Source organism: Halomonas sp. C22 (genome assembly GCF_007655045.1).
Classification (GTDB): Bacteria; Pseudomonadota; Gammaproteobacteria; order Pseudomonadales; family Halomonadaceae; genus Vreelandella; species Vreelandella hamiltonii.
The window spans coordinates 521,710-539,867 of record NZ_VBVC01000001.1 but is presented as its reverse complement, the minus strand read 5'-3'; the positions used below and the strand labels follow the sequence as shown (position 1 = coordinate 539,867).

21 protein-coding genes are annotated in these 18,158 nt (G+C 57.9%); 7 read left to right on the top strand and 14 right to left on the bottom strand.

The genetic code is table 11. The features are described 5' to 3' along the window. Positions 1-149: 149 nt before the first annotated feature. The 7 genes from FEU76_RS02495 to FEU76_RS02465 all read right to left on the bottom strand — a co-directional run bounded on the left by FEU76_RS02495 (position 150) and on the right by FEU76_RS02465 (position 6,641). A complete protein-coding gene (locus FEU76_RS02495; protein WP_144980078.1) occupies positions 150-1,061 on the bottom strand; it encodes a retron St85 family effector protein in 912 nt (303 codons plus the stop codon). Between the two features lie 450 nt (positions 1,062-1,511). Further along, a complete protein-coding gene (locus FEU76_RS02490; protein WP_144980075.1) occupies positions 1,512-2,123 on the bottom strand; it encodes a glutathione S-transferase family protein in 612 nt (203 codons plus the stop codon). A gap of 178 nt (positions 2,124-2,301) precedes the next feature. Next, complete coding sequence (locus FEU76_RS02485; RefSeq protein ID WP_144980072.1) at positions 2,302-3,513, bottom strand: YbfB/YjiJ family MFS transporter; 1,212 nt, start codon at positions 3,511-3,513, stop codon at positions 2,302-2,304. A gap of 109 nt (positions 3,514-3,622) precedes the next feature. Beyond that, positions 3,623-4,411: a hypothetical protein gene (locus tag FEU76_RS02480; RefSeq protein ID WP_144980069.1), complete on the bottom strand. Its 789-nt coding sequence runs from the start codon at positions 4,409-4,411 to the stop codon at positions 3,623-3,625. A gap of 250 nt (positions 4,412-4,661) precedes the next feature. After that, positions 4,662-4,997, bottom strand: coding sequence for a zinc ribbon domain-containing protein YjdM (locus FEU76_RS02475; protein WP_039175928.1), 336 nt, complete (start codon positions 4,995-4,997; stop codon positions 4,662-4,664). A gap of 71 nt (positions 4,998-5,068) precedes the next feature. Further along, the gene (locus tag FEU76_RS02470; RefSeq protein WP_144980066.1) at positions 5,069-5,431 is read right to left on the bottom strand and encodes a winged helix-turn-helix transcriptional regulator; all 363 of its coding nucleotides are present in this window, start codon (positions 5,429-5,431) and stop codon (positions 5,069-5,071) included. Between the two features lie 85 nt (positions 5,432-5,516). After that, the gene (locus FEU76_RS02465; protein WP_039175924.1) at positions 5,517-6,641 is read right to left on the bottom strand and encodes an RNA-guided endonuclease InsQ/TnpB family protein; all 1,125 of its coding nucleotides are present in this window, start codon (positions 6,639-6,641) and stop codon (positions 5,517-5,519) included. Positions 6,642-6,798: 157 nt separating this feature from the next. Here FEU76_RS02465 and FEU76_RS02460 point away from each other — a divergent pair, with 157 nt between their 5' ends. The 3 genes from FEU76_RS02460 to FEU76_RS02455 are packed head-to-tail and all read left to right on the top strand — an operon-like array spanning position 6,799 to position 7,887. Continuing rightward, entirely contained in the window at positions 6,799-7,128 is a 330-nt protein-coding gene (locus FEU76_RS02460) for a nuclear transport factor 2 family protein (RefSeq protein WP_144980063.1), read from the top strand. Further along, complete coding sequence (locus tag FEU76_RS18670) at positions 7,125-7,403, top strand: hypothetical protein (protein WP_260851337.1); 279 nt, start codon at positions 7,125-7,127, stop codon at positions 7,401-7,403. The genes FEU76_RS02460 and FEU76_RS18670 overlap by 4 nt, the downstream gene beginning before the upstream one ends. Continuing rightward, a complete protein-coding gene (locus FEU76_RS02455) occupies positions 7,303-7,887 on the top strand; it encodes an SDR family oxidoreductase (RefSeq protein WP_260851336.1) in 585 nt (194 codons plus the stop codon). The genes FEU76_RS18670 and FEU76_RS02455 overlap by 101 nt, the downstream gene beginning before the upstream one ends. A gap of 78 nt (positions 7,888-7,965) precedes the next feature. Here FEU76_RS02455 and FEU76_RS02450 read toward each other — a convergent pair whose 3' ends face one another. The 3 genes from FEU76_RS02450 to FEU76_RS02440 form a co-directional block, all read right to left on the bottom strand. Further along, a complete protein-coding gene (locus tag FEU76_RS02450; protein WP_144980060.1) occupies positions 7,966-9,639 on the bottom strand; it encodes a methyl-accepting chemotaxis protein in 1,674 nt (557 codons plus the stop codon). 550 nt (positions 9,640-10,189) lie between these two features. Beyond that, positions 10,190-11,083 carry a dihydrodipicolinate synthase family protein gene (locus FEU76_RS02445; protein WP_096921263.1) on the bottom strand — a complete coding sequence of 298 codons (894 nt, stop codon included), beginning with the start codon at positions 11,081-11,083 and terminating at the stop codon, positions 10,190-10,192. A 56-nt stretch (positions 11,084-11,139) separates the two neighbouring features. Further along, positions 11,140-11,892 carry an SDR family oxidoreductase gene (locus FEU76_RS02440; RefSeq protein ID WP_144980057.1) on the bottom strand — a complete coding sequence of 251 codons (753 nt, stop codon included), beginning with the start codon at positions 11,890-11,892 and terminating at the stop codon, positions 11,140-11,142. A gap of 175 nt (positions 11,893-12,067) precedes the next feature. On the opposite strand from FEU76_RS02440, the gene FEU76_RS02435 reads away from it, so the two are divergent. Together FEU76_RS02435 and FEU76_RS02430 are read left to right on the top strand one after the other, a co-directional pair. Further along, entirely contained in the window at positions 12,068-12,895 is an 828-nt protein-coding gene (locus FEU76_RS02435) for an AraC family transcriptional regulator (RefSeq protein WP_039175907.1), read from the top strand. A 27-nt stretch (positions 12,896-12,922) separates the two neighbouring features. Further along, a complete protein-coding gene (locus tag FEU76_RS02430; RefSeq protein ID WP_039175903.1) occupies positions 12,923-13,534 on the top strand; it encodes a LysE family translocator in 612 nt (203 codons plus the stop codon). Here FEU76_RS02430 and FEU76_RS02425 read toward each other — a convergent pair. From FEU76_RS02425 to trpB, 3 genes are all read right to left on the bottom strand, one after another. Further along, positions 13,518-13,838, bottom strand: a complete 321-nt coding sequence (locus tag FEU76_RS02425) for a hypothetical protein (RefSeq protein ID WP_039175902.1) — start codon at positions 13,836-13,838, stop codon at positions 13,518-13,520. The two genes, FEU76_RS02430 and FEU76_RS02425, sit on opposite strands and share 17 nt — an antisense overlap. Before the next feature lie 155 nt (positions 13,839-13,993). Beyond that, positions 13,994-14,842, bottom strand: coding sequence for a tryptophan synthase subunit alpha (gene trpA, locus FEU76_RS02420; protein WP_144980308.1), 849 nt, complete (start codon positions 14,840-14,842; stop codon positions 13,994-13,996). Positions 14,843-14,874: 32 nt separating this feature from the next. Next, positions 14,875-16,092, bottom strand: coding sequence for a tryptophan synthase subunit beta (gene trpB / locus FEU76_RS02415; RefSeq protein ID WP_144980054.1), 1,218 nt, complete (start codon positions 16,090-16,092; stop codon positions 14,875-14,877). Positions 16,093-16,213: 121 nt separating this feature from the next. Between trpB and FEU76_RS02410 the strand changes: the two genes are divergently transcribed. Together FEU76_RS02410 and FEU76_RS02405 are read left to right on the top strand one after the other, a co-directional pair. Then, positions 16,214-17,116, top strand: a complete 903-nt coding sequence (locus FEU76_RS02410) for a LysR family transcriptional regulator (protein ID WP_144980051.1) — start codon at positions 16,214-16,216, stop codon at positions 17,114-17,116. A gap of 66 nt (positions 17,117-17,182) precedes the next feature. Beyond that, positions 17,183-17,728, top strand: a complete 546-nt coding sequence (locus tag FEU76_RS02405; RefSeq protein ID WP_144980048.1) for an adenylate kinase — start codon at positions 17,183-17,185, stop codon at positions 17,726-17,728. Here the strand turns inward: FEU76_RS02405 and FEU76_RS02400 are convergent, their stop codons facing one another. After that, on the bottom strand, positions 17,729-18,127 hold the full coding sequence (locus tag FEU76_RS02400) for a VOC family protein (protein ID WP_081192304.1): 399 nt from the start codon (positions 18,125-18,127) through the stop codon (positions 17,729-17,731). Between the last annotated feature and the right edge of the window lie 31 nt (positions 18,128-18,158).

The following is an 18,158-nucleotide window of genomic DNA, read 5'->3' as shown; positions in this document are numbered from 1 at the left end:
AAGGTGCCACACCTTTACGTCTTAAGAAACGGATATAAAGACGCGGTGCAATCATCGAGAGATGATTGTGCCGCAGCTTTAGATACGCTAAAGCTCCAGATTTCGTGCAGGGAAGCGAAGCGCAACCCAGTGAGCGCTAAGCCCACTCGCTAAAGGAGGGCACCTGGCTTAATTCTAGCATACCTGACCCTAGCATTCCTACGATTTTGTGCATTCAAAATTTCTACCCTTGCGCTATCCAAGCTAACTCCACCAAATCTATTTTGAACGTATGAGGCACCCAAAGGTGTAACTTTATATCCACCTGACATTCTAGTTATCACTCTATCACGAATTAATTTACCTAAAGCTGATTTAGTTGCAATTTCGCTAAGTATCTTATTATCATGACCTGCATGCTGCACGAGTTTATAAAGCTTGACATTGTCCACGCCATCTATCAAGTATATGCATGGCAGTATGAAATATTCAACCTCCAACAAGTTAGTAACATCTTTTTTTACTGGGTTGTTTAATTTAATCTCTCTAATGTATTTTGTGACTCTCTTAAACAAAGCATCACTTTCAAGACCACCATCCAGCTCGATCTCACTAAAAGTAATAACTTTACCGCTTTTATTTTTCCGAATAAGTCTAACAGGTCCGTAATTAACAAAGCTCTTATCAGACTTATACTTACTGTTAATTAGAACGATCATTTTTCTTGCCAAAGCTTCATTGTTTGAAAAAGCTCCTAACTCTGTAAAAGACCCCGGACTCTCAGGGAATAAGACTATCGCATCTACACTTCTAGCCAATATATTCTCCAGCTCCAACAAGCTGTAAGTCCCTTGTCCAGCCAACAAATCTTCAAACAAATCCTCAGGGTACAAGAGCTCAAATTTCCGGCTCTTACCAAACAAGGCTGCCATTTTGTATCGGTAAGTCTTCTTGTTTTTTATATCCGCACCACACAAGAAAATAGTAGTCTTTCTTTTATTAGTCGGCACAAAAATTTTATCTTTTATTATCTGTGAAATAACTCTCAAGTCGCTATCATATAAATCATTTTCTCTAGACACACATCCCCCACTTTCAAAAGATCAAAAATAGCAATAATAAAAACCTAAAACCTGACACAAAATAGGCGCATACTTAAAATAAAAAACTAATTGTATCATAGTCAAAAATAAAAAAGACAAAAAATTTATTGTTAATCAGTACATTGTTTCTATTAAAAAATCACTATATGGAACTCATATCATTAAAAACCTATGCCAACTTTATCCCTTAAGGCCTAGCGTTAAATAGCTAAACGCTTTCATTATAATACTTTTAGGTTAGCAGAAAAAAACACCTCCACCTAACCACGTTAGTTTTTAGACGAAAATGGATGCTTTGGGAGGAAGGTGAGTCATCACTTCCACGCTACCGCTGCACGCTGGAATGGTCGCGGGCTGAAGCCACCTCCCACGGGGCGGGTTCACCTCTGGGGGAGTTGGTCGTGGGCTGAAGCCGCCTCCCACGGGGGGCTAGGTGAAGACGGTTTGCTGGAAGCTTGTTCGCGCTGTTACAGACGCATGCCACGCGGCAAGCTGGGGGTGCGCTTCTTTCCAGCGTATCTCTGGCAGCCGGAAGGCGAGGTATTCCAGCGCGACGGCGATGGCGATGTCGCCCAGGTGAATCGGTTCGGCCGTGGGGTTGCCGCTCAGCTCGCTATTCAGTTGCTCCAACAGCCGCTGCATGGCCCTTGCCCGGCGTTGGCCCAGCTCGCTCTGGTCGATCTCGGGGCCATAGTGCTTGCGGGCAATCACGGTGGTGAATGCGGCATCCATGAGGTTTTGGCCAAGGCCTGCCAGGTGCAGTACGTCACTCAAAGAGTTGGTGGGCAGTACGGGCGGGGTGGGCTTTACGTTGTCCAGGCTGTCCAGGTACATGGCTATCAGCATGGATTCGCTGAGCGTGGTGCCCTCCTCCGTTACCAGTGCGGGGATGCGCCCGGCGGGGTTGGCCTTCAGAAGGTCGGCGTCGTCGGCCCATGGGTCGCACCACTTGAGCGTCACGGCGTCCATCAGGCCTTTTTCCAGCAACACGATGCGCACCAGCCGCGCATAGGGGGATGTTGCGTTCAGGTAGAGTTCCATGGTTGCCTCCCTTTATCTGAATAGTGCTTGTTAGGCTTTGTACGAAAACTGCCTATGCTCGGCCATACGGCGTTAAAAATCGGCTCAAAGTACTCATTTACACCTTGTAAACTCCGTCTTTTCGCCGATTTTTGCCTTGTCTGGCCATCGCTCGCCGACTTTTCGTACCAAGCCTAGGTTATTGGACAGAAGGATGTGTGCGGCGCTGCTGTACGCCTCGGCTAAGCAGTACCAGCAACAAGCCAAGGGCAAGCGCCATGCCGCTGATGATGAAGAGCGGCGTGTAGCTGCCCCACATGCCAAACAGCGCCGACATGGCATAGCCTGCCCCTGCCTGGGCAGCGGCGAAAGCGGCCGTGGCTCGCCCCCAGAGCTGCTTGTGGGCGGTGGGCCCGACCAGCTCGGCCAGGCGGCCAGAGGTAAGGGCCACGATGCCGGGAATCATTGCCCCCACCATGAACGAGGAAACCGACTGGCTAAGCAGGGCAAGCGAGAACACCGGGAGCATGACGGCAGCGGCCTTGGCCGTAAAGGCGATCATCAAGCCCCCTTGCCACCCCACGCGCTGGGCCAGCGCCCCCACCATGAACGGCCCGCACAGGGCACCCAGCCCGAAGATTCCCCATTGCAGGGAAGCGGCTTGATGGCCCAGGGCATGCTCTCTGGCGAGGTAGTCCACCCAGAACACGGTGTGGGGCACGAATCCCACCGCATCCAGCGCGTAAGCGCCGATGACCAGCACCACCACCCACTTTACCCTCGCATACCCAACAGGGCTATTACCCACCGGGCTTGCCACTGGGCTTGCCACAGGGCGTGGGGGCAAGCGCGTGACGCCGCGGTCGCACGACAGGCCAGCCGCCAAACAGAGCAGCCCCAGCGCACCCCAGGTGAGCGAGAGGCTTACCCCGAGCAGTGACGGCACAACGAGGGCAGAAAGCAGCGCCCCAAGCCCGATACCGGTAAACACCAGGGCACCGACACGGGTTCGCCTTTCCGGGGGCGTGGCCGCCAGCGCCAGCGAGGGGCCCACGACCATCAAGATCCCTCCCCCTACCCCCGAGACCAGCCGCCAGAAGAAGAACCAGTGAAAACCACCCGCCCCGGCGCAAAGCAGGAAGCTGAGCCCGATACCCGCAAAGCTTGCCGCCAACACCCAGCGCGGCGCAAAACGCTCGCTCAGCGAGTGGGCGGCAAGCGCGCCGATAAAATACCCCAACAGGTTGGCCGCCCCCAGGTAAGCACCCTGGCTTGCGGTAAACCACCCTTGCTGAATGATCGCGGGCAATAGCGGCGTATAGGCGAAGCGAGCAATACCTATCGCCGCCAGGGTCGCCATGATGCCGGTCATTAACGCGGGCAGATCGTCGGTAGTGAGTGTTCGCTTCATCACGCCAGTTCCTGGTGGTGTCGCCTGGATGGGCCGAGGCACGCGGGTACCCATCAGACTACGCATAGGCGATCATTTCTATAAACGATTAGTTTTAAATGCGACTATATTAAAACAAAGGAGCAGGCACATTTCCCGCTAATGCATCCTCCAGCTCTTCATGAAATCTTGGCTCATCAAGGACTTCCTTCGCTAATACAGAAATCTCGGCCGCTTCTTGTTCACGGCCATTGACGACAAGAATCGCAACCAACGTAGCCACTTCATTGCGGAACCAATCATGATAGGAATCGACTCTAGATGCATTTAACTCTGAGTCACCTACCGTTGACATTCTGCTTTCAAAGCCATCCTTGAGACTTATAAAGTCATTCTGCGGATTGACGTATTTCACATATAACCCATACTCCTTATCCTTGATCAACGCAGTCTTCGCGAAAAAAAAGGCCCTTCTGGCAATTTCATGCCCTCTCGAATCGATAAGTTTAAATATCTCGGTTGTTTTCGACTCTTCACCGAGCACTGCATTGATGGAAACCAGATCATGAAAAGCGCTTCCGTCGTACTCATCATGCATCAACCGAGCAACCAGGCTGGCCCGGATATCAAGAAGCCTATCCATAGCTGGCGGATATTCTTGCCCTAACTCCACCCAGTCATACAGCGCATAAGACAACCTGGCTCCAGATACACTTTCACCTACTTGCTCCGCATAATGATGGAACCAAATAAGCTTCTCTAGCGCAGCCTCGTATCGCTCGGCCTCTACATCCAACCGTACCTCGTTTAAAACCTCTAGCAAATCAGGATTTTCAGGTGGCGTCCAATCCGTTGCCACCGCTTGAGCTGACATGACCAAAAACAGCATGATGGTGCCGCATACACGAGATAACAGCATCTTGCATTCCTTGTGAAAAACGTTAATCCCCAGGCAGGGTAATGGCAGGATGACAATCCTATCTCCAGCACCATGAAATTATGTAGAAAAAAATGAAGGTCTAGCCTGCCCATGAGATGTTTTAGCCCAGAATGCAAGTTCAAGTGCTGTGGATTAAGCGTTGTGGATAATAGCAAGCATTGCTTCCGTGCTTGTTCGGCCGAAAACCAAGCCACGCTCTACGATGCTTGCCCTTTTCCCCAAGCGGTCCTCAAGCCTTCTTCACAAACTGCGCGGTCACCATCATGTCGCCTGCGCCGTCTACCTTGCAGTCCAGCTGGTGGTCTTTGCCCTCTTTTAGCCGCTTGATGACGGCCTTGGTGCCGATCTTGAGCACCAGAGAGCTACCTTTCACCTTGAGATCCTTGATCAGCGTGACCTTGTCGCCTTCCGCCAGCGGCGTGCCGTGGGCATCGGCCACGTTCACGGCCTCTTCGGCGGCGGCTTCTTCAGGGTTCCATTCGTGGGCGCATTCGGGGCAGATGAACAGGCGTTGGTCCTGGTAGACGAATTCGGATTGGCAGCGGGGGCACGGTGGGCAAGACATGAGCAGTGGCTTCTAAAGTGAATGAGCGGGTGATGATACTGAGCCGGGGAAGACTTGGCGACTGACGAGGCTCACGCGCGGGCATCGTCTGCTTGTTCGGTGGGGTGAAACGCCTCCTTTTGCTCGGCCCACGTCAGCAGGGCATCCAGCGCGGGGCAGAGCGCCTGGCCCCACTCGGTCAGGCGGTACTCAACCTTGGGCGGCACTTGCGGGTACACCGTGCGCGCGACGATGCCGTCGGCTTCCAGTTGGCGTAGCTGCTGGGCGAGCATCTTTTGCGAAATGCCGGGAATCAGTTTTTCAAGATCGGAATAGCGCTGCACCTTGCCATCGAAGAGGTGGACGAGAATGATCAGCTTCCAGCGGCCTTCCAGCATTTTTAATACATCTTCCACTCCGCTGGCCGCGCTAGTGGGCGTGTAAATCCTTCTCATGGCTGACACTCCCCGCCCGTTGGGCGAGGGTTCTTGAGTCACCCCAAAAACCTTCCTGCTTCCCCACGCCTTCACTAGACAGCGGCTACGCCGCTGCCCCCGCTCCAGTCGCTCCACAGGCGAAACCCGCCAGTCCGGCGGTTCGGATATTGTTGGCCGCGTTGATGTCGCGGTCGATGGCCACGCCACAGCCCTCACAGTGCCAATGGCGCTGCGATAGCGGCAGCTTCTCGACCTTGTGGCCGCAGCCGTGACACAGTTTGCTGCTGGGGTACCACTGGCTCACTTTGACGAGTTGCCGGCCCGCCCAGGCGGCTTTGTACTCAAGCTGGCGCACGAACTCGCCCCAGCCGGCATCGCTGATGGCCTTGGCCAATGAACGGTTCTTGACCATCCCGGTGATGTTCAGCGACTCGATGCAGATGACTTGGTTTTCGTTGATCAACGTGCGAGAGGCTTTATGGATGGCGTCGCGGCGACAGTCAGCGATCTTGGCATGCAGTCGCGCCACTTTTTGGCGCAGTTTTTGACGGTTGCGAGAGCCTTTCTGCTTCTTCGCCAGTCGGCGCTGCAGGCGAGCCAGCTTGGCTTCGTAGTGTTTCAGATGACGCGGATTGCCGGACTTTGCGCCGTCGCTGGTGATGAACAAGTCGCTCAGGCCAAGGTCTATGCCTACCGTTTTTGGCGTGACCGGGAAGGCTTCTGGCACGAAGTCGCACAGACAGCTTATGAAATAGCGTCCGGCACGATCGCGTGAAATCGTGATGCTGGAGGGTTCGCTGGGCAGCGGACGGCTCCAGCGGATCGGCAATGGCGTCTTTGCTTTGGCAATAGTGATCTCGCCATCCCGATAGCGAAACGCTGCCCTGGTTAGACGGATAGACTGGCGGCCATCCTTCTTTTTGAAACGCGGATACCGTGCTTTGAGCTTTGGGTTGAAGAAGTTGTCGAAGGCGGTTTTCTGATCGCGCAACGTCTGCTGCAGGATCACGCTAGACACGTCTTTCAACCACGGGTAGTCGGCTTTGAGTGACACCAGGCGCTTTTCCGCTGCCGAATGCGAGACTGACTCGCCGCGCTGCTGATACGCTTCAGTGCGATAGTGCAAAGTGTTGTTCCAGACAAAGCGCGCACACCCGAACGACTGCGCCAACAGCGCTGCCTGCTCGGTGGTGGGATAGAACCGTTCTTTGTAGGCACGCTTTGTCATACTGGATAAATTATCAGCTTATTGAGGCGGTATCAATACAGCACCGCTGCGCGGTGCGCGCTTGTATCACTGCCCGATTGGGCGATGCTTTACGCGCAGTTTTGGTAAGCCTAAGCAGAAGATCCTCGCACAGCAACTACGATGAGGAAGGCCCACCATGAGCGTGTCACTCCCACCCCACATTGCCACCTATATCGCCATTAGCAACGGCGCGGATGATGCCCCGCTGGCGGAGTGCTTTACCACGGATGCCCGCGTGCTGGATGAAGGGCAAACTCACCAGGGCATTGCCGCCATTCGTGCCTGGTTACGCGATACCCGCCGCCAGTTTGAGTACCACGTGGAGCCCACTGACGTCTCTCGTGATGGCGACAAGATGGTGATTACCACCACCGTGACCGGCGATTTTCCCGGCAGCCCGGTGCAGCTGTTTCACCATATCGAACTGGCCGATGAGCGCATTCACAGCCTGGAGATTACCCCATGAACCTGCAGCTTCGCGGCCGCCGCGTGCTGGTCACGGGGGGCGGCAAAGGCGCGGGCGCGGCGGTGGTGGCGCTGTTTCGTGAAGAGGGCGCGCAGGTGCTGACCACCGCCCGCCACCGCCCCACTGCCCTGCCCGAGGAGCTGTTCATTGCCGCCGATCTCAGGCTGCGCCACGGTGGCCGACGCGGTAAAGGCCCGCCTGGGAGGCGTGGATATCGTCGTGCATGTGGTGGGCGGCTCGTCCGCCCCGGCAGGCGGCTTTGCGGCCCTGGGTGAAGAGGAGTGGCAGCAGGAGTTGAACCTGAACCTGTTCCCCGCCGTGCGGCTGGATCGCGCCCTGCTGCCGGGCATGCTGGCCCAGGGTGAAGGGGTAATCGTTCACGTGACCTCGATTCAGCGGGAGCTGCCTTTGCCAGAATCCACAACGGCTTACGCGGCAGCCAAAGCGGCGCTTTCGACCTACAGCAAAAGCCTTTCTAAGGAGGTTTCCCCACAGGGGGTGCGGGTAGTGCGCGTCTCGCCGGGTTGGATCGAGACGGAAGCCGCCGTTGCCTTGGCCACGCGGCTGGCCGAGCAGGCAGGCACCGATTACGAGGGCGGCAAGCAGATCATCATGGGCGCTTTGGGCGGCATCCCGTTGGGCAGGCCTTCTACCCCAGCAGAAGTGGCGAACCTGATTGCGTTCGTGGCCTCGCCGCTGGCAGGCTCGATCACGGGCACGGAGTTCGTGATCGATGGCGGCACGGTACCGGTGGTGTGAGCAGGCAAGGTGATTGATGGCCCTGATAATGCATTGACGAAAAAGCGCCCCGGCCTGGGGCGCTTCCTGTTCATGCACCTAGAAAGAGGCCCATGCATCCTTGCCCTGCTGGCTGTTCAGCAGGTGAGATGCCGGTCGCTCCGTTCGAGGTGGGCTGACGTGGCGTCGCCCTGCGGCAGGTAATGCGGCCTGCGGCTGATTGATGCTTGCCCCTCTGAAGAACGATACCTCTTTCAATAATGCCTCGGCTTGAATCTGGAGAGAGCGGCCTGCGGCACTGGACTCTTCCACCAAGCTCGCGTTCAGCTGGGTCACACTGTCCATCTGAGCGATGGCCGTGTTGACCTGATCGATCCCTTGAGACTGCTCGTGGCTGGCTGTCGCGATTTCACCCATCAACAAGGAGACACGCTGAACACCGCCGACAATGTCTTCCAGCGCTTTGCCCGCCTGATTGACGAGAGTAGACCCGTTGCCGACTAGATCGATGCTTTCTTCCACCAGCTGCTTGATCTCCTTCGCCGCGTTGGCACTGCGCCCCGCCAGGTTGCGTACCTCGCCCGCTACCACCGCAAAGCCACGGCCCTGCTCGCCTGCACGAGCGGCTTCCACCGAGGCATTGAGCGCCAATAAGTTGGTCTGGAAAGCGATTTCATCGATCAAGCCAACGATACCGGCAATCTTGCGGCTCGATGCATTGATGCCTTCCATTGCATTCACCGCGTTACTGGCGATTTCCCCCCCCGCATTGGCTTGTTGCGTCACTTCGTAAACGAGCTTTTCGGCTTCAGAGGCGTTGTCCGCGTTCTGCCGAACGGTAGAAGTGATTTCATCCATCGAGGCGGCGGTCTCTTCGATGCTGGCGGCCTGTTGCTGCGTTCGGCTGCTCAGATCTTCGGTGCCATGGGCAATCTCTTCAGCCGCCCCATTGACCGACTCGGCATTGTGCCGAACGGACATCACCACCTGGGAGACCTTCATCTCCATGGCCTTCAATGCCTTGAGCATGTCGCCAAATTCATCTTTACAGGTGATATTGATGTCGTTGTCCAGCTTGCCCTCCGCCATGGCGTTGGCCAGGGCTTGCGCCTTGCCCAGCGGTGTCATGATGCCCTTGATCAACCATATTGCCAGCAGAACGCTCACGAACACTGCCCCGGCAATCACGCCAATAACGATGTTGCGTGTCCATACGTATTCATGGGACGTTTGCTGGTGAGAGGCCGATGCTTGGGCACTATTGATATCGATTAGCGAGTGAAGCGCATCGAGCACTTGCGGGTAGGCTGCCCGTAACGTCGTGGTGGCGATGCGGCGTGCCGCGTCGAAATCATTGCCGACCATCGCTGCGTTGATTTCGTCGATCCCTGCACGCAGCACCGCCAGAGACGTGATGAATTCTTCAGCGATACCACGCTCTACGTCATCAGACACCCGCTGGGGGAAATAATCGTTCCAAGCGGCATCGATAATGGCATCGTTTTCGGCCACTTCTTGCTGTGTCGTCACGGCGGAGGCCGGGTTGCGGTCGCGTTGTTCTGCGGTGATTTTCACTCTCGTACTGAGCAGCGCTTCGTTCACCTTTCCCAAATCGACCAGCGTCAGCACGTTGCCTTCGAACGTGCGCGTAATGGCATCGTTCATCTTACTTAAATGATATAGCCCGAACACCCCCACGGCGATCAGCATTAGAACACAGGCCCCCAAACTCACAGCCAGCCGTCTTTTGACACTTTTTTTTAGGTATAGCATGGCGATTATTCTCATCAGCTCCGCAGCGGCGCGCTTTGGCAAGTGAAAAGCAATGGCATCTATAAAGGTGCAAAAAAGCACGTTAGCAAGACGCCATTTCAGTTATCCATTGGTGGGGTCATCGGACGCTTACCGGAGTAGGCAATGTCTTACCAAGCTACGGGGCGATGTCTTACGCAACAGATAGCAAATATCTTACAAAACCCATGGCAAATCTCTTACAAAAATCATCGCTAAAAACGTAAAAAATCATCAACCCCATAAACGACAGACACTTGCAAAATATTTTAGATGAGAACCAATATCTTTACGTATCTTTACCCCCTTACTTTAAAACACCAAGTAATAAGCGCGCCTCACTGCTAGAACGCTTTTTTAATTAGCTCGCTAGTGAGAAATGGAGTTGGCCATAAACGCTTGCGAGCCGAGCCCACTAAAAACGACGCTTCGACACTTCAGGGAACACTAACAGCATTTCTAATGAGCCATTTTACACTCACAGTGACACGTGCCTGGTTTGTCACCTGCCATACCAACCGCTTGGTGCGGTTTAACCAAGCCCCAGCGCCTCGATCACCGCCTTCACCTGCTGGCGTGGCTGCCCTTGCAGCGTATTCAGTGGCTGGGGCAAGCAGGGTGCGCTCACGCGGCCAGTGAGTTCGGCCATGGTGGCGGCCACCCGCAGGCTGCCACCATGTTCATGGTAAAGCGCCCATAGCGCTGCCAGCGCGTTGGAGTGGGCCAGGGTCTGCTCGGTGTCTCCCTCCTGGGCGGCTCGGGTCAGCGCCAGCGCGTGTTCCGGGTAGAGCCCACCGAATACCGAATACCATGCCTCGCAGCCTGCCAGCAGGCCCGCGGCGGCGGCGGGGTCGCCGCTGATGCCAATGGTTACATCATTAGGGATCAGCGCCCGCAGCCGCGCCACCCGGGCACTGGCGTCGTGCAGATCGTTGGGCACCGGTGGAATCTTGATGGAGCGCACCTGGGGCAGCGCGGCAATGCGCCCGTGCAGCTCATCGCTGAAGGTGAAGTGGGTGGTGCCGGGGTTGTCGTACACGCACAGCGGCACACTGATGGCGCGGCTGACGGTACTGAACAGGTTGAACACGTCGTCATCAGTGAGCTTCTGGTAAGACACCGGCGCCAGCAGCAGGCCGCTCGCCCCGGCCTGCTGGGCATGTTCGGCGTTGGCCAGTACATCCCGAGTGCGCAGCGCGCCAATGCCCACCACCACCGGCACCTCAGCGGCGTTTTCCACGCTCAGCCTGGCCACTCGGGCCCGCTCCTCCACGCTCAAGTAGGCGTAGCTGCCGGTAGAGCCCAGAACGCCGATGGAATCCACCTTCGCGTGGGCCAGCCGGGCCACTAGCTGGATGAACTCCTGCTCGTTGATGCCCTGCTCGTTCATGGGGGTCAGCGGAAACGCACTCAGGCCGGTAAACATGGGGTGTCCTTTTTTTGAGCGCTGCCTGGGCAGCCAAGGGGGGGCTGGTCAGGGCGTTACAGGCCACCCGCCAGATCCAGTAAAGTGCCGGTGGCAAAGGATGACTTGTCACTGGCCAGCCAGACAATGGCTTCTGCCACTTCGGAAGGCTGGCCACCCCGTTGCAGGGGGATGCGAGACTTCAAGCGGTCTACGCGGGCAGGCTCGCCGCCGAGTGCGTGCATCTCGGTGTAGATGAGGCCGGGGCGCACTGCATTCACGCGGATGCCTTCGGCCGCGACTTCCAGCGCCAACCCCCGAGTCAAGGTATCCACGGCCCCTTTCGAGGCGGCGTAATCCACGTACTCGTTGGGCGAGCCGCTTTTGGCGGCCATGGAGGAAACATTGACGATACTGCCGCCCGCGCCGCCCTGGCGGGTAGACATGCGCTGCACGGCCTCCTTGCAGCAGAGAAAGCAGCTCATGACGTTCTTTTGCAGCACGTTGCCAAAACGCTCCGGCGAGATATCCACCAGCCGCGCCTGGGCGTTGAGAATGGCGGCGTTGTTGACCAGCACCGTCAGTGTGCCGAGTTCCTGATCGACCTGGCGAAACAGGTTTGCCACCTCATCGGCTTTCGACACATCCGCCTTCACGGCCAGGCAGCGCACGCCCAGAGCGAGGATATCACTGCGCACACGCTCGGCGGCTGCGTCGTTTTCGACATAGTTGAGGCAGACATCGTAGCCATGCCGGGCGAACAGCCGGGCCGTCTCGGCACCAATGCCTCGACTCCCGCCGGTAATCACCACCACGTTGGGGTTTGCCATGCGCCCTCCTCGTTTGCCAGTGTTTTGCGAATGCCGCCCACTGTGTACCGTCTGGTGAATATACACTGACACCGCCGTTGAGCAATTATGTACAAGCCACGCTGGCGCCCGCGTCATATCCTGAAACGGGTCAGGGTAAGCCCGCCATGGGCCGAATGCGATCAAGGAGGTTGGCATGGGCAGCAGCCAGTTCGAGTTTTTCAAAAATCATCATGTGCCGTCACTGACCGTCTTGAAAGCGGCCATCGAGGATTTTAGCTATGACCGTCATGCCCACGAGGAGTACGCCTTTGGGGTGACGCTGGCGGGGCGACAGGATTTCTTCAGCGGCGGGCAGTTTCATCGTAGCCCACCGGGCAACGTGATTCTGTTCAACCCTGAAGAGGTTCACGACGGCCACGCTGGCGGTGAGCAGGCTTTGGGCTACGTGATGGTATACGTACATCCCAACCAAGCGTTGCCGCTGTTCGAGGAGCTGCTTGGCCGCCCACAAACGTCACCGTTTCGCTCCCGGAGTACGCTGATTCACGACCCGCTGCTGCGCCAGGCGATACAGGAAGTCGCACGCCTGACCACGCATCAAGCGGGCAGCTGCATCGACCAGGAAAACGCACTGTATCGCGTGATCGAGCGCATGGTTCAGCTTGGCGGGCACATGGTGACTGGCCAACGCACCAGCCGCCCAGACACGCTGTTGGGCCACGCCAAAACGTATATTCATGAGCATCTTGAGGCAGATATCTCGCTGGACGACATCAGCCAGGCCGCGCATTTGTCGAAGTACCACTTTTTGAGGCTATTTCGCCAACAGTTCGGCATGACCCCTCATCAATACGTGATCAATTGCCGCGTGAACGCCGCCCGCTCCGCGCTCGACCAGGGCGCGCCACTCACCGAGATAGCGCTGCGTTTCGGCTTTGCGGATTTGAGCCACTTCAACCGCCGTTTCAAACGCATCTACGGCATGACCCCTTTCCAGTACCAACGCGACATCACGCGTTAAGCATCACGTCCACCTAGAGGTTTTCTCATGTTAGCAATCGTCGCCTATGCCCTGGGCGTCATGTACACGCCTGGGCCTGTGAATCTGTTGGGGTTGAATGTCGGTATCAACGGGCAGGGTAAAACCTCGCTGGGGTTTTGCCTGGGCGTGGGGCTGGCCATGCTGCTGTACTTGCTGGTGTTGGGATGGGCGGGAGCCGCCTGGATATCTCAAGACTCCCTGGTGCTGCTCAGCGCGCTCGGCTGCGCTTATATCCTGTATCTGGCCTACAAGGTGGCCCGCGCCAATGCCACCCTGGATACCCACGCCCCGGCACCACGCATGCTCAGTTTTCGTGATGGCCTGATGATGCAGTTACTCAACCCCAAAGCCATGGTCGCGACACTGCCCATCGCGACGCTGCAGTTTCCTGCCGAGGGTATTCAGGGCATGAGCCTGTTTATCTGGGCACTGGGGCTGGCCGCACTGGCGGCAGGCGCCCCCGGCAGCTATGTGGTGATAGGCAGCCTGCTTGGCCAGCGTGTCAGGCAGCCCATGCTGATCAAAGGGTTCAACTGGGTCATGGCGGGGCTACTGGTAGCCGTAGCGGTATCGATTGGCCATGAACACGTTTGGCTCGTGGTTACTGCCCGAAGCTGATCCCCAAACGCAGGGCTTGCAGGCCGTCCAGCTGTACCGTGACCTCATCGGACCACAGCGGATGGCCTTGCACGCGCACGTTGACCGCCGCCTGGGAACCACGATACCCCACGGTGACGGCGATATTGGCGCTGTTGCTGACCGGCGCCAGCAGGCCGTACTCGACGTTATCCACGCTGACCGAGGTCAGGCCACGGGATGCCAGCTGCTGCTCGACCTCCCCTTCGATCACCACGCCGTAATAGAAATAGATACCCGCATAGCCGAGTCCCAGCAGTACCAGCAACGAAAAGAGCTTGCCCATGGTTTTCCTCTGTTTGAATACACGTGACGTTATCCCGCCACCCTCAAACGTGGATGATGCCTGTTTTCTGGAAACAGCGGCAAGTTGGGCGTGGTGGTTTCAGAATAAAAACAGAGCGGGCCATGGCCCGCTCTGTGGTGTGATGGTGCTTCCCATCAGGCTGGCAAACCCGCGCGCTCCTGTTGGGCTTCTCGGCACCCTCTCACACTGGCCGCCAGCGCTTTCACCAGCCCGTGTACCTGGGCGATGGCTTCTTCGCCGCTGCTGGCGTGTTCGATGCAATCTACCAGGGCAGAGCCTACTACCACGGCGTCGCTGAAGCGGCCAATGGTGGCGGCCTGTTCGGCGGTGCGAATGCCGAAGCCCACGGCAATGGGTAGCGGCGTGTGTTCGCGCAGCTGGTTTACGGCGCTTTCCAGCCGCTCGGGTGTGGGGGCACTGCCGCCGGTCACGCCCGCCACGGAAACGTAGTAGATGAACCCGGAAGCGTTGGCCAGCACCTTGGGGAGCCGCTTGGCATCGGTGGTGGGCGTGGCCAGACGAATGAAATCGATGCCGTGCTGGGCGGCGGGCTGGCATAGCTCTTCGTCGTGCTCGGGGGGCAGGTCCACCACGATCAGCCCGTCTACCCCTGCCTGGGCGGCGTCACTGAGAAAACGCTCGACGCCGTAGCAGTAAATCGGGTTGTAGTAGCCCATCAGCACGATGGGCGTGGTGCTGTTCTGCTCACGGAACTGGCGCACCATTGCCAGCGTTTTGGCCTGGGTCTGGCCTTTTTCCAGGGCGCGCAGGGCAGCCTTTTGAATGGCGGGGCCATCGGCCATGGGGTCACTGAACGGCATGCCGAGTTCGATGATATCCACACCGGCCTCCGGCAGCCCGTGCAGCAAGCGGCGGGAGGTCTCGGGGTCCGGGTCGCCGGCAGTGAGGTAGCTGACCAGCGCGGGGCGGTTTTGCTGTTTGAGCGCGGCAAAGCAGCTGTCGAGCCGAGAAGTACGTTGCAAGGTAGGTTGCATGGGAGTCTCCTGTATCGCGCTCATGAGTGTTTCATGCCAAAGCGATCGCCCAGATGCTGGGCCACGCTGTTCATGTCCTTGTCACCACGTCCGCTGAGGTTGACCACCATCAGGTGCTCGCGGGGCAGTGTCGGCGCACGTTTGGCGACTTCTGCCAGGGCGTGGGCGGTTTCCAGGGCGGGGATGATGCCCTCCTGGCGGCAGCAGATCTGGAAGGCTTCCAGCGCTTCGTCATCGGTGGCAGAGACGTACTCGACCCGCCCCTGCTCGTGCAGCCAGGCGTGTTCGGGGCCAATGCCGGGGTAATCGAGCCCTGCGGAAATGGAGTGGGCGTCGGTAATCTGGCCATCTTCGTTTTGCAGCAGGTAGGTACGGTTGCCGTGCAATACGCCGGGGGTGCCGCCGTTGAGGCTGGCGGCGTGCAGGCCACTCTTGACGCCTTTACCGCCCGCTTCCACACCGACCATGTGCACGCTGTCATCGTTGATGAACGGATAGAACAGGCCCATGGCGTTGGAGCCGCCGCCGACACAGGCAATCAGTGAATCCGGCAGACGGCCCTGCTTTTCGAGCATCTGGGCGCGGGTTTCATGGCCAATCACCGCCTGAAAATCGCGCACCATGGCCGGGTACGGGTGCGGGCCTGCCACGGTGCCGATGATGTAGAAAGTGTCGTCTACGTTGGTGACCCAGTCGCGCAGTGCTTCGTTCATGGCATCTTTGAGCGTGCCGGTACCGGAAGTGACCGGCACGATCTCCGCGCCCAGCAGCTTCATCCGGAACACGTTGGGCTGCTGGCGCTCGATGTCGGTGGCGCCCATGTAGATCACGCAGGGCAACCCAAAGCGGGCCGCTACGGTGGCGGTGGCCACGCCGTGCATGCCTGCGCCGGTTTCCGCGATGATGCGCTTCTTGCCCATCTGCTTGGCCAGCAGTACCTGGCCAATGCAGTTGTTGATCTTGTGCGCGCCGGTGTGATTCAGCTCTTCACGCTTGAGGTAAATGCTGGCACCGCCGAAGTGCTCGGTGAGGCGCTCGGCAAAGTAGAGTGGATTGGGGCGCCCCACGTAGTCGCCTTGGAAATAGGCGAGCTGGCGCTGGAATTCGGGATCGTTTTTGGCCGTGGTGTACTCATCCTGAAGCTCGAGAATCAGCGGCATCAGGGTTTCGGCCACAAAGCGGCCACCAAAGCTGCCAAACATGCCGTTGGCATCGGGTAGGCTTAACGGTTGGTTCATCTCGACCTCTGCGATTTGGGGCGTTTTTGCAATGTGTCGACGTTAGCGCAGGCAGGTCGGAAGAAAAATCGATAAGATGGCAAGCACCTGTGAGTTTTTCGCAACTGTTCCAGGAGACCCCATGCAACACAGCCTGCCCCCGCTGAGCGCTTTGCGCGCCTTTGAAGCCACTGCTCGGCTGGGCAGTGTCACTGCGGCCGCTGACGAGCTGAGCGTGACCCACGGCGCGGTAAGCCGCCAGCTAAAGAGTCTGGATGAACATTTTGGCGTGGCGCTGTTCACGAAAGCCGGGCGCGGGCTGGTGCTGACCCACCACGGTGAGCAGTTGCAAAGCGGGGTTGGAGAGGCCTTCGCCAAACTCAGGGATAGTTGCACACTGCTCAAGCATGAGGTGGAAGAGGCGCCCTTTACCCTGGCCTGCCCCGGCAGCCTGCTGGCCCGCTGGCTGATCCCCCGCCTGGACCGCTTGAACCAGGCGCTGCCCGAACTGAAGCTGCAAGTGGTGGTGAGCGATGCAGAACAGCCGGGCCAACCCGAGACCAGCGCCACGCTGGCCTTCTTCGAACCACCCTGGCCCGAGGAAGGAGAGCGCATTCCTCTGATAGCCGAGGAAATTTGCGCCGTGGCCAGCCCCCGGCTGGCCGAGGCATGCCACGCGGAAGCCCCCTCATCGCTGTTTGGCAGCAAGCTGCTCTATACCGCATCACGCCCTCAGGCGTGGCCGCAGTGGGCTGCCGCCCAAGGTCTGGAACCCGCCGCATTGAAAGCAGCCCTGCAGCAGGGCCAGGGGTTTGCACACCTCTACTACCTGATGGAAGCCGCCGTGGCAGGGCTCGGGGTCGCCATTGCCCCCAGGCTACTGGTGGAAGACGACCTGAGAAGCGGTCGGCTGGTCGCCCCCTGGGGCTATATCGAAACCTCGGCCAGACTCTGCCTGTGGCTACCCAAACACACCAACGCCCGCCGCAGCGAAGCCCTGGCGAGCTGGTTGCGCAGAGAGTTGGGGGCTAACGCGCTCGCATGAGGCCATCTTGCACGCGTTGAAGGCTCTATTTAAGCTAACGCGCCGATTCATTAGCAGGCTTTCATCATGAACATCAATGTGGTCGGCACCAGCAGTAGCGGCAAAAGCACTTTGGCCCGCAAGCTCGCTGAAGCGCTCGACGTTCCTCACATTCAAATGGATCAGCTTTTCTGGCAACCCCACTGGCAGGGAACGCCGGATGACGAGTTCGTGGCAAAGCTCGAAGTCGCGTTGAACAGCGCCACACGCGGCTGGGTACTGGATGGTAATTTCAACCGTACCCGCGATATCAAATGGCGGGACGTGGATATGGTGGTTTGGCTGGATTACGGTTTCTGGCGAGTGTTTGGCCAGAGCCTCAGACGCGCCATCAAACGTATTGCAAGCCGCCAGGAGATCTGGCCAGGTACCGGTAATCGCGAAAGTTTTCGTCAGACCTTCATGAGCCGCAATTCCATCCTGCTCTGGATGCTGAAAAACTGGCGCTCGAATCGACAGCGCTATTTCGCCGACGCGCTGGACCCACGCTATCGGCATATCCAGATGGTGCGCTTGACCCGCCCCGCCGAGGCAGAGTGGCTAATCGAGTATATCTCTCGACGCAGCGGCTGATCAGAGCCCTACTCGGTGTGGATACACCACGAACGCGAGCTTGTTGCCGTCGGGGTCGCGGACGTAAGCCGCGTAGAAGCCGTCTCCGTACTGAGGGCGAAAACCGGGTTCGCCTTCGTCGCTGCCACCGCTTTGCAGGGCCAGCTGATGCAGCGTATCCACTTCCTTGATGTCGCTGAACTGGAAGGCGGTCATGGTGCCATTGCCTACCGTCGCAGGATGACCATCAAACGGCAGGCCCACGAAAAACTGGGGCACTTCGACATCATCCGGGTCGCCGAAGGAAACACAGCTGTCATCCTGCCAGCAGATCTCCAGCCCCATGGCATTGAACAGCGGCGTGTAGAACTGAAGAGCACGCTCCAGATCCTGAGTTCCCACCATGGTGTAAGCCAGCATGCGCTATCTCCTCATTGCGCGGCGCAGCGCC

What these genes read in the sequence shown, in the direction of transcription:
- FEU76_RS02490 (WP_144980075.1), bottom strand. Translation starts at nt 2,123, where the DNA reads ATGGAACTCTACCTGAACGCAACATCCCCCTATGCGCGGCTGGTGCGC.
- FEU76_RS02485 (WP_144980072.1), bottom strand. Translation starts at nt 3,513, where the DNA reads ATGAAGCGAACACTCACTACCGACGATCTGCCCGCGTTAATGACCGGC.
- FEU76_RS02480 (WP_144980069.1), bottom strand. Translation starts at nt 4,411, where the DNA reads ATGCTGTTATCTCGTGTATGCGGCACCATCATGCTGTTTTTGGTCATG.
- FEU76_RS02475 (WP_039175928.1), bottom strand. Translation starts at nt 4,997, where the DNA reads ATGTCTTGCCCACCGTGCCCCCGCTGCCAATCCGAATTCGTCTACCAG.
- FEU76_RS02470 (WP_144980066.1), bottom strand. Translation starts at nt 5,431, where the DNA reads ATGAGAAGGATTTACACGCCCACTAGCGCGGCCAGCGGAGTGGAAGAT.
- FEU76_RS02465 (WP_039175924.1), bottom strand. Translation starts at nt 6,641, where the DNA reads ATGACAAAGCGTGCCTACAAAGAACGGTTCTATCCCACCACCGAGCAG.
- FEU76_RS02460 (WP_144980063.1), top strand. Translation starts at nt 6,799, where the DNA reads ATGAGCGTGTCACTCCCACCCCACATTGCCACCTATATCGCCATTAGC.
- FEU76_RS18670 (WP_260851337.1), top strand. Translation starts at nt 7,125, where the DNA reads ATGAACCTGCAGCTTCGCGGCCGCCGCGTGCTGGTCACGGGGGGCGGC.
- FEU76_RS02450 (WP_144980060.1), bottom strand. Translation starts at nt 9,639, where the DNA reads ATGCTATACCTAAAAAAAAGTGTCAAAAGACGGCTGGCTGTGAGTTTG.
- FEU76_RS02445 (WP_096921263.1), bottom strand. Translation starts at nt 11,083, where the DNA reads ATGTTTACCGGCCTGAGTGCGTTTCCGCTGACCCCCATGAACGAGCAG.
- FEU76_RS02440 (WP_144980057.1), bottom strand. Translation starts at nt 11,892, where the DNA reads ATGGCAAACCCCAACGTGGTGGTGATTACCGGCGGGAGTCGAGGCATT.
- FEU76_RS02435 (WP_039175907.1), top strand. Translation starts at nt 12,068, where the DNA reads ATGGGCAGCAGCCAGTTCGAGTTTTTCAAAAATCATCATGTGCCGTCA.
- FEU76_RS02430 (WP_039175903.1), top strand. Translation starts at nt 12,923, where the DNA reads ATGTTAGCAATCGTCGCCTATGCCCTGGGCGTCATGTACACGCCTGGG.
- FEU76_RS02425 (WP_039175902.1), bottom strand. Translation starts at nt 13,838, where the DNA reads ATGGGCAAGCTCTTTTCGTTGCTGGTACTGCTGGGACTCGGCTATGCG.
- trpB (WP_144980054.1), bottom strand. Translation starts at nt 16,092, where the DNA reads ATGAACCAACCGTTAAGCCTACCCGATGCCAACGGCATGTTTGGCAGC.
- FEU76_RS02410 (WP_144980051.1), top strand. Translation starts at nt 16,214, where the DNA reads ATGCAACACAGCCTGCCCCCGCTGAGCGCTTTGCGCGCCTTTGAAGCC.
- FEU76_RS02405 (WP_144980048.1), top strand. Translation starts at nt 17,183, where the DNA reads ATGAACATCAATGTGGTCGGCACCAGCAGTAGCGGCAAAAGCACTTTG.
- FEU76_RS02400 (WP_081192304.1), bottom strand. Translation starts at nt 18,127, where the DNA reads ATGCTGGCTTACACCATGGTGGGAACTCAGGATCTGGAGCGTGCTCTT.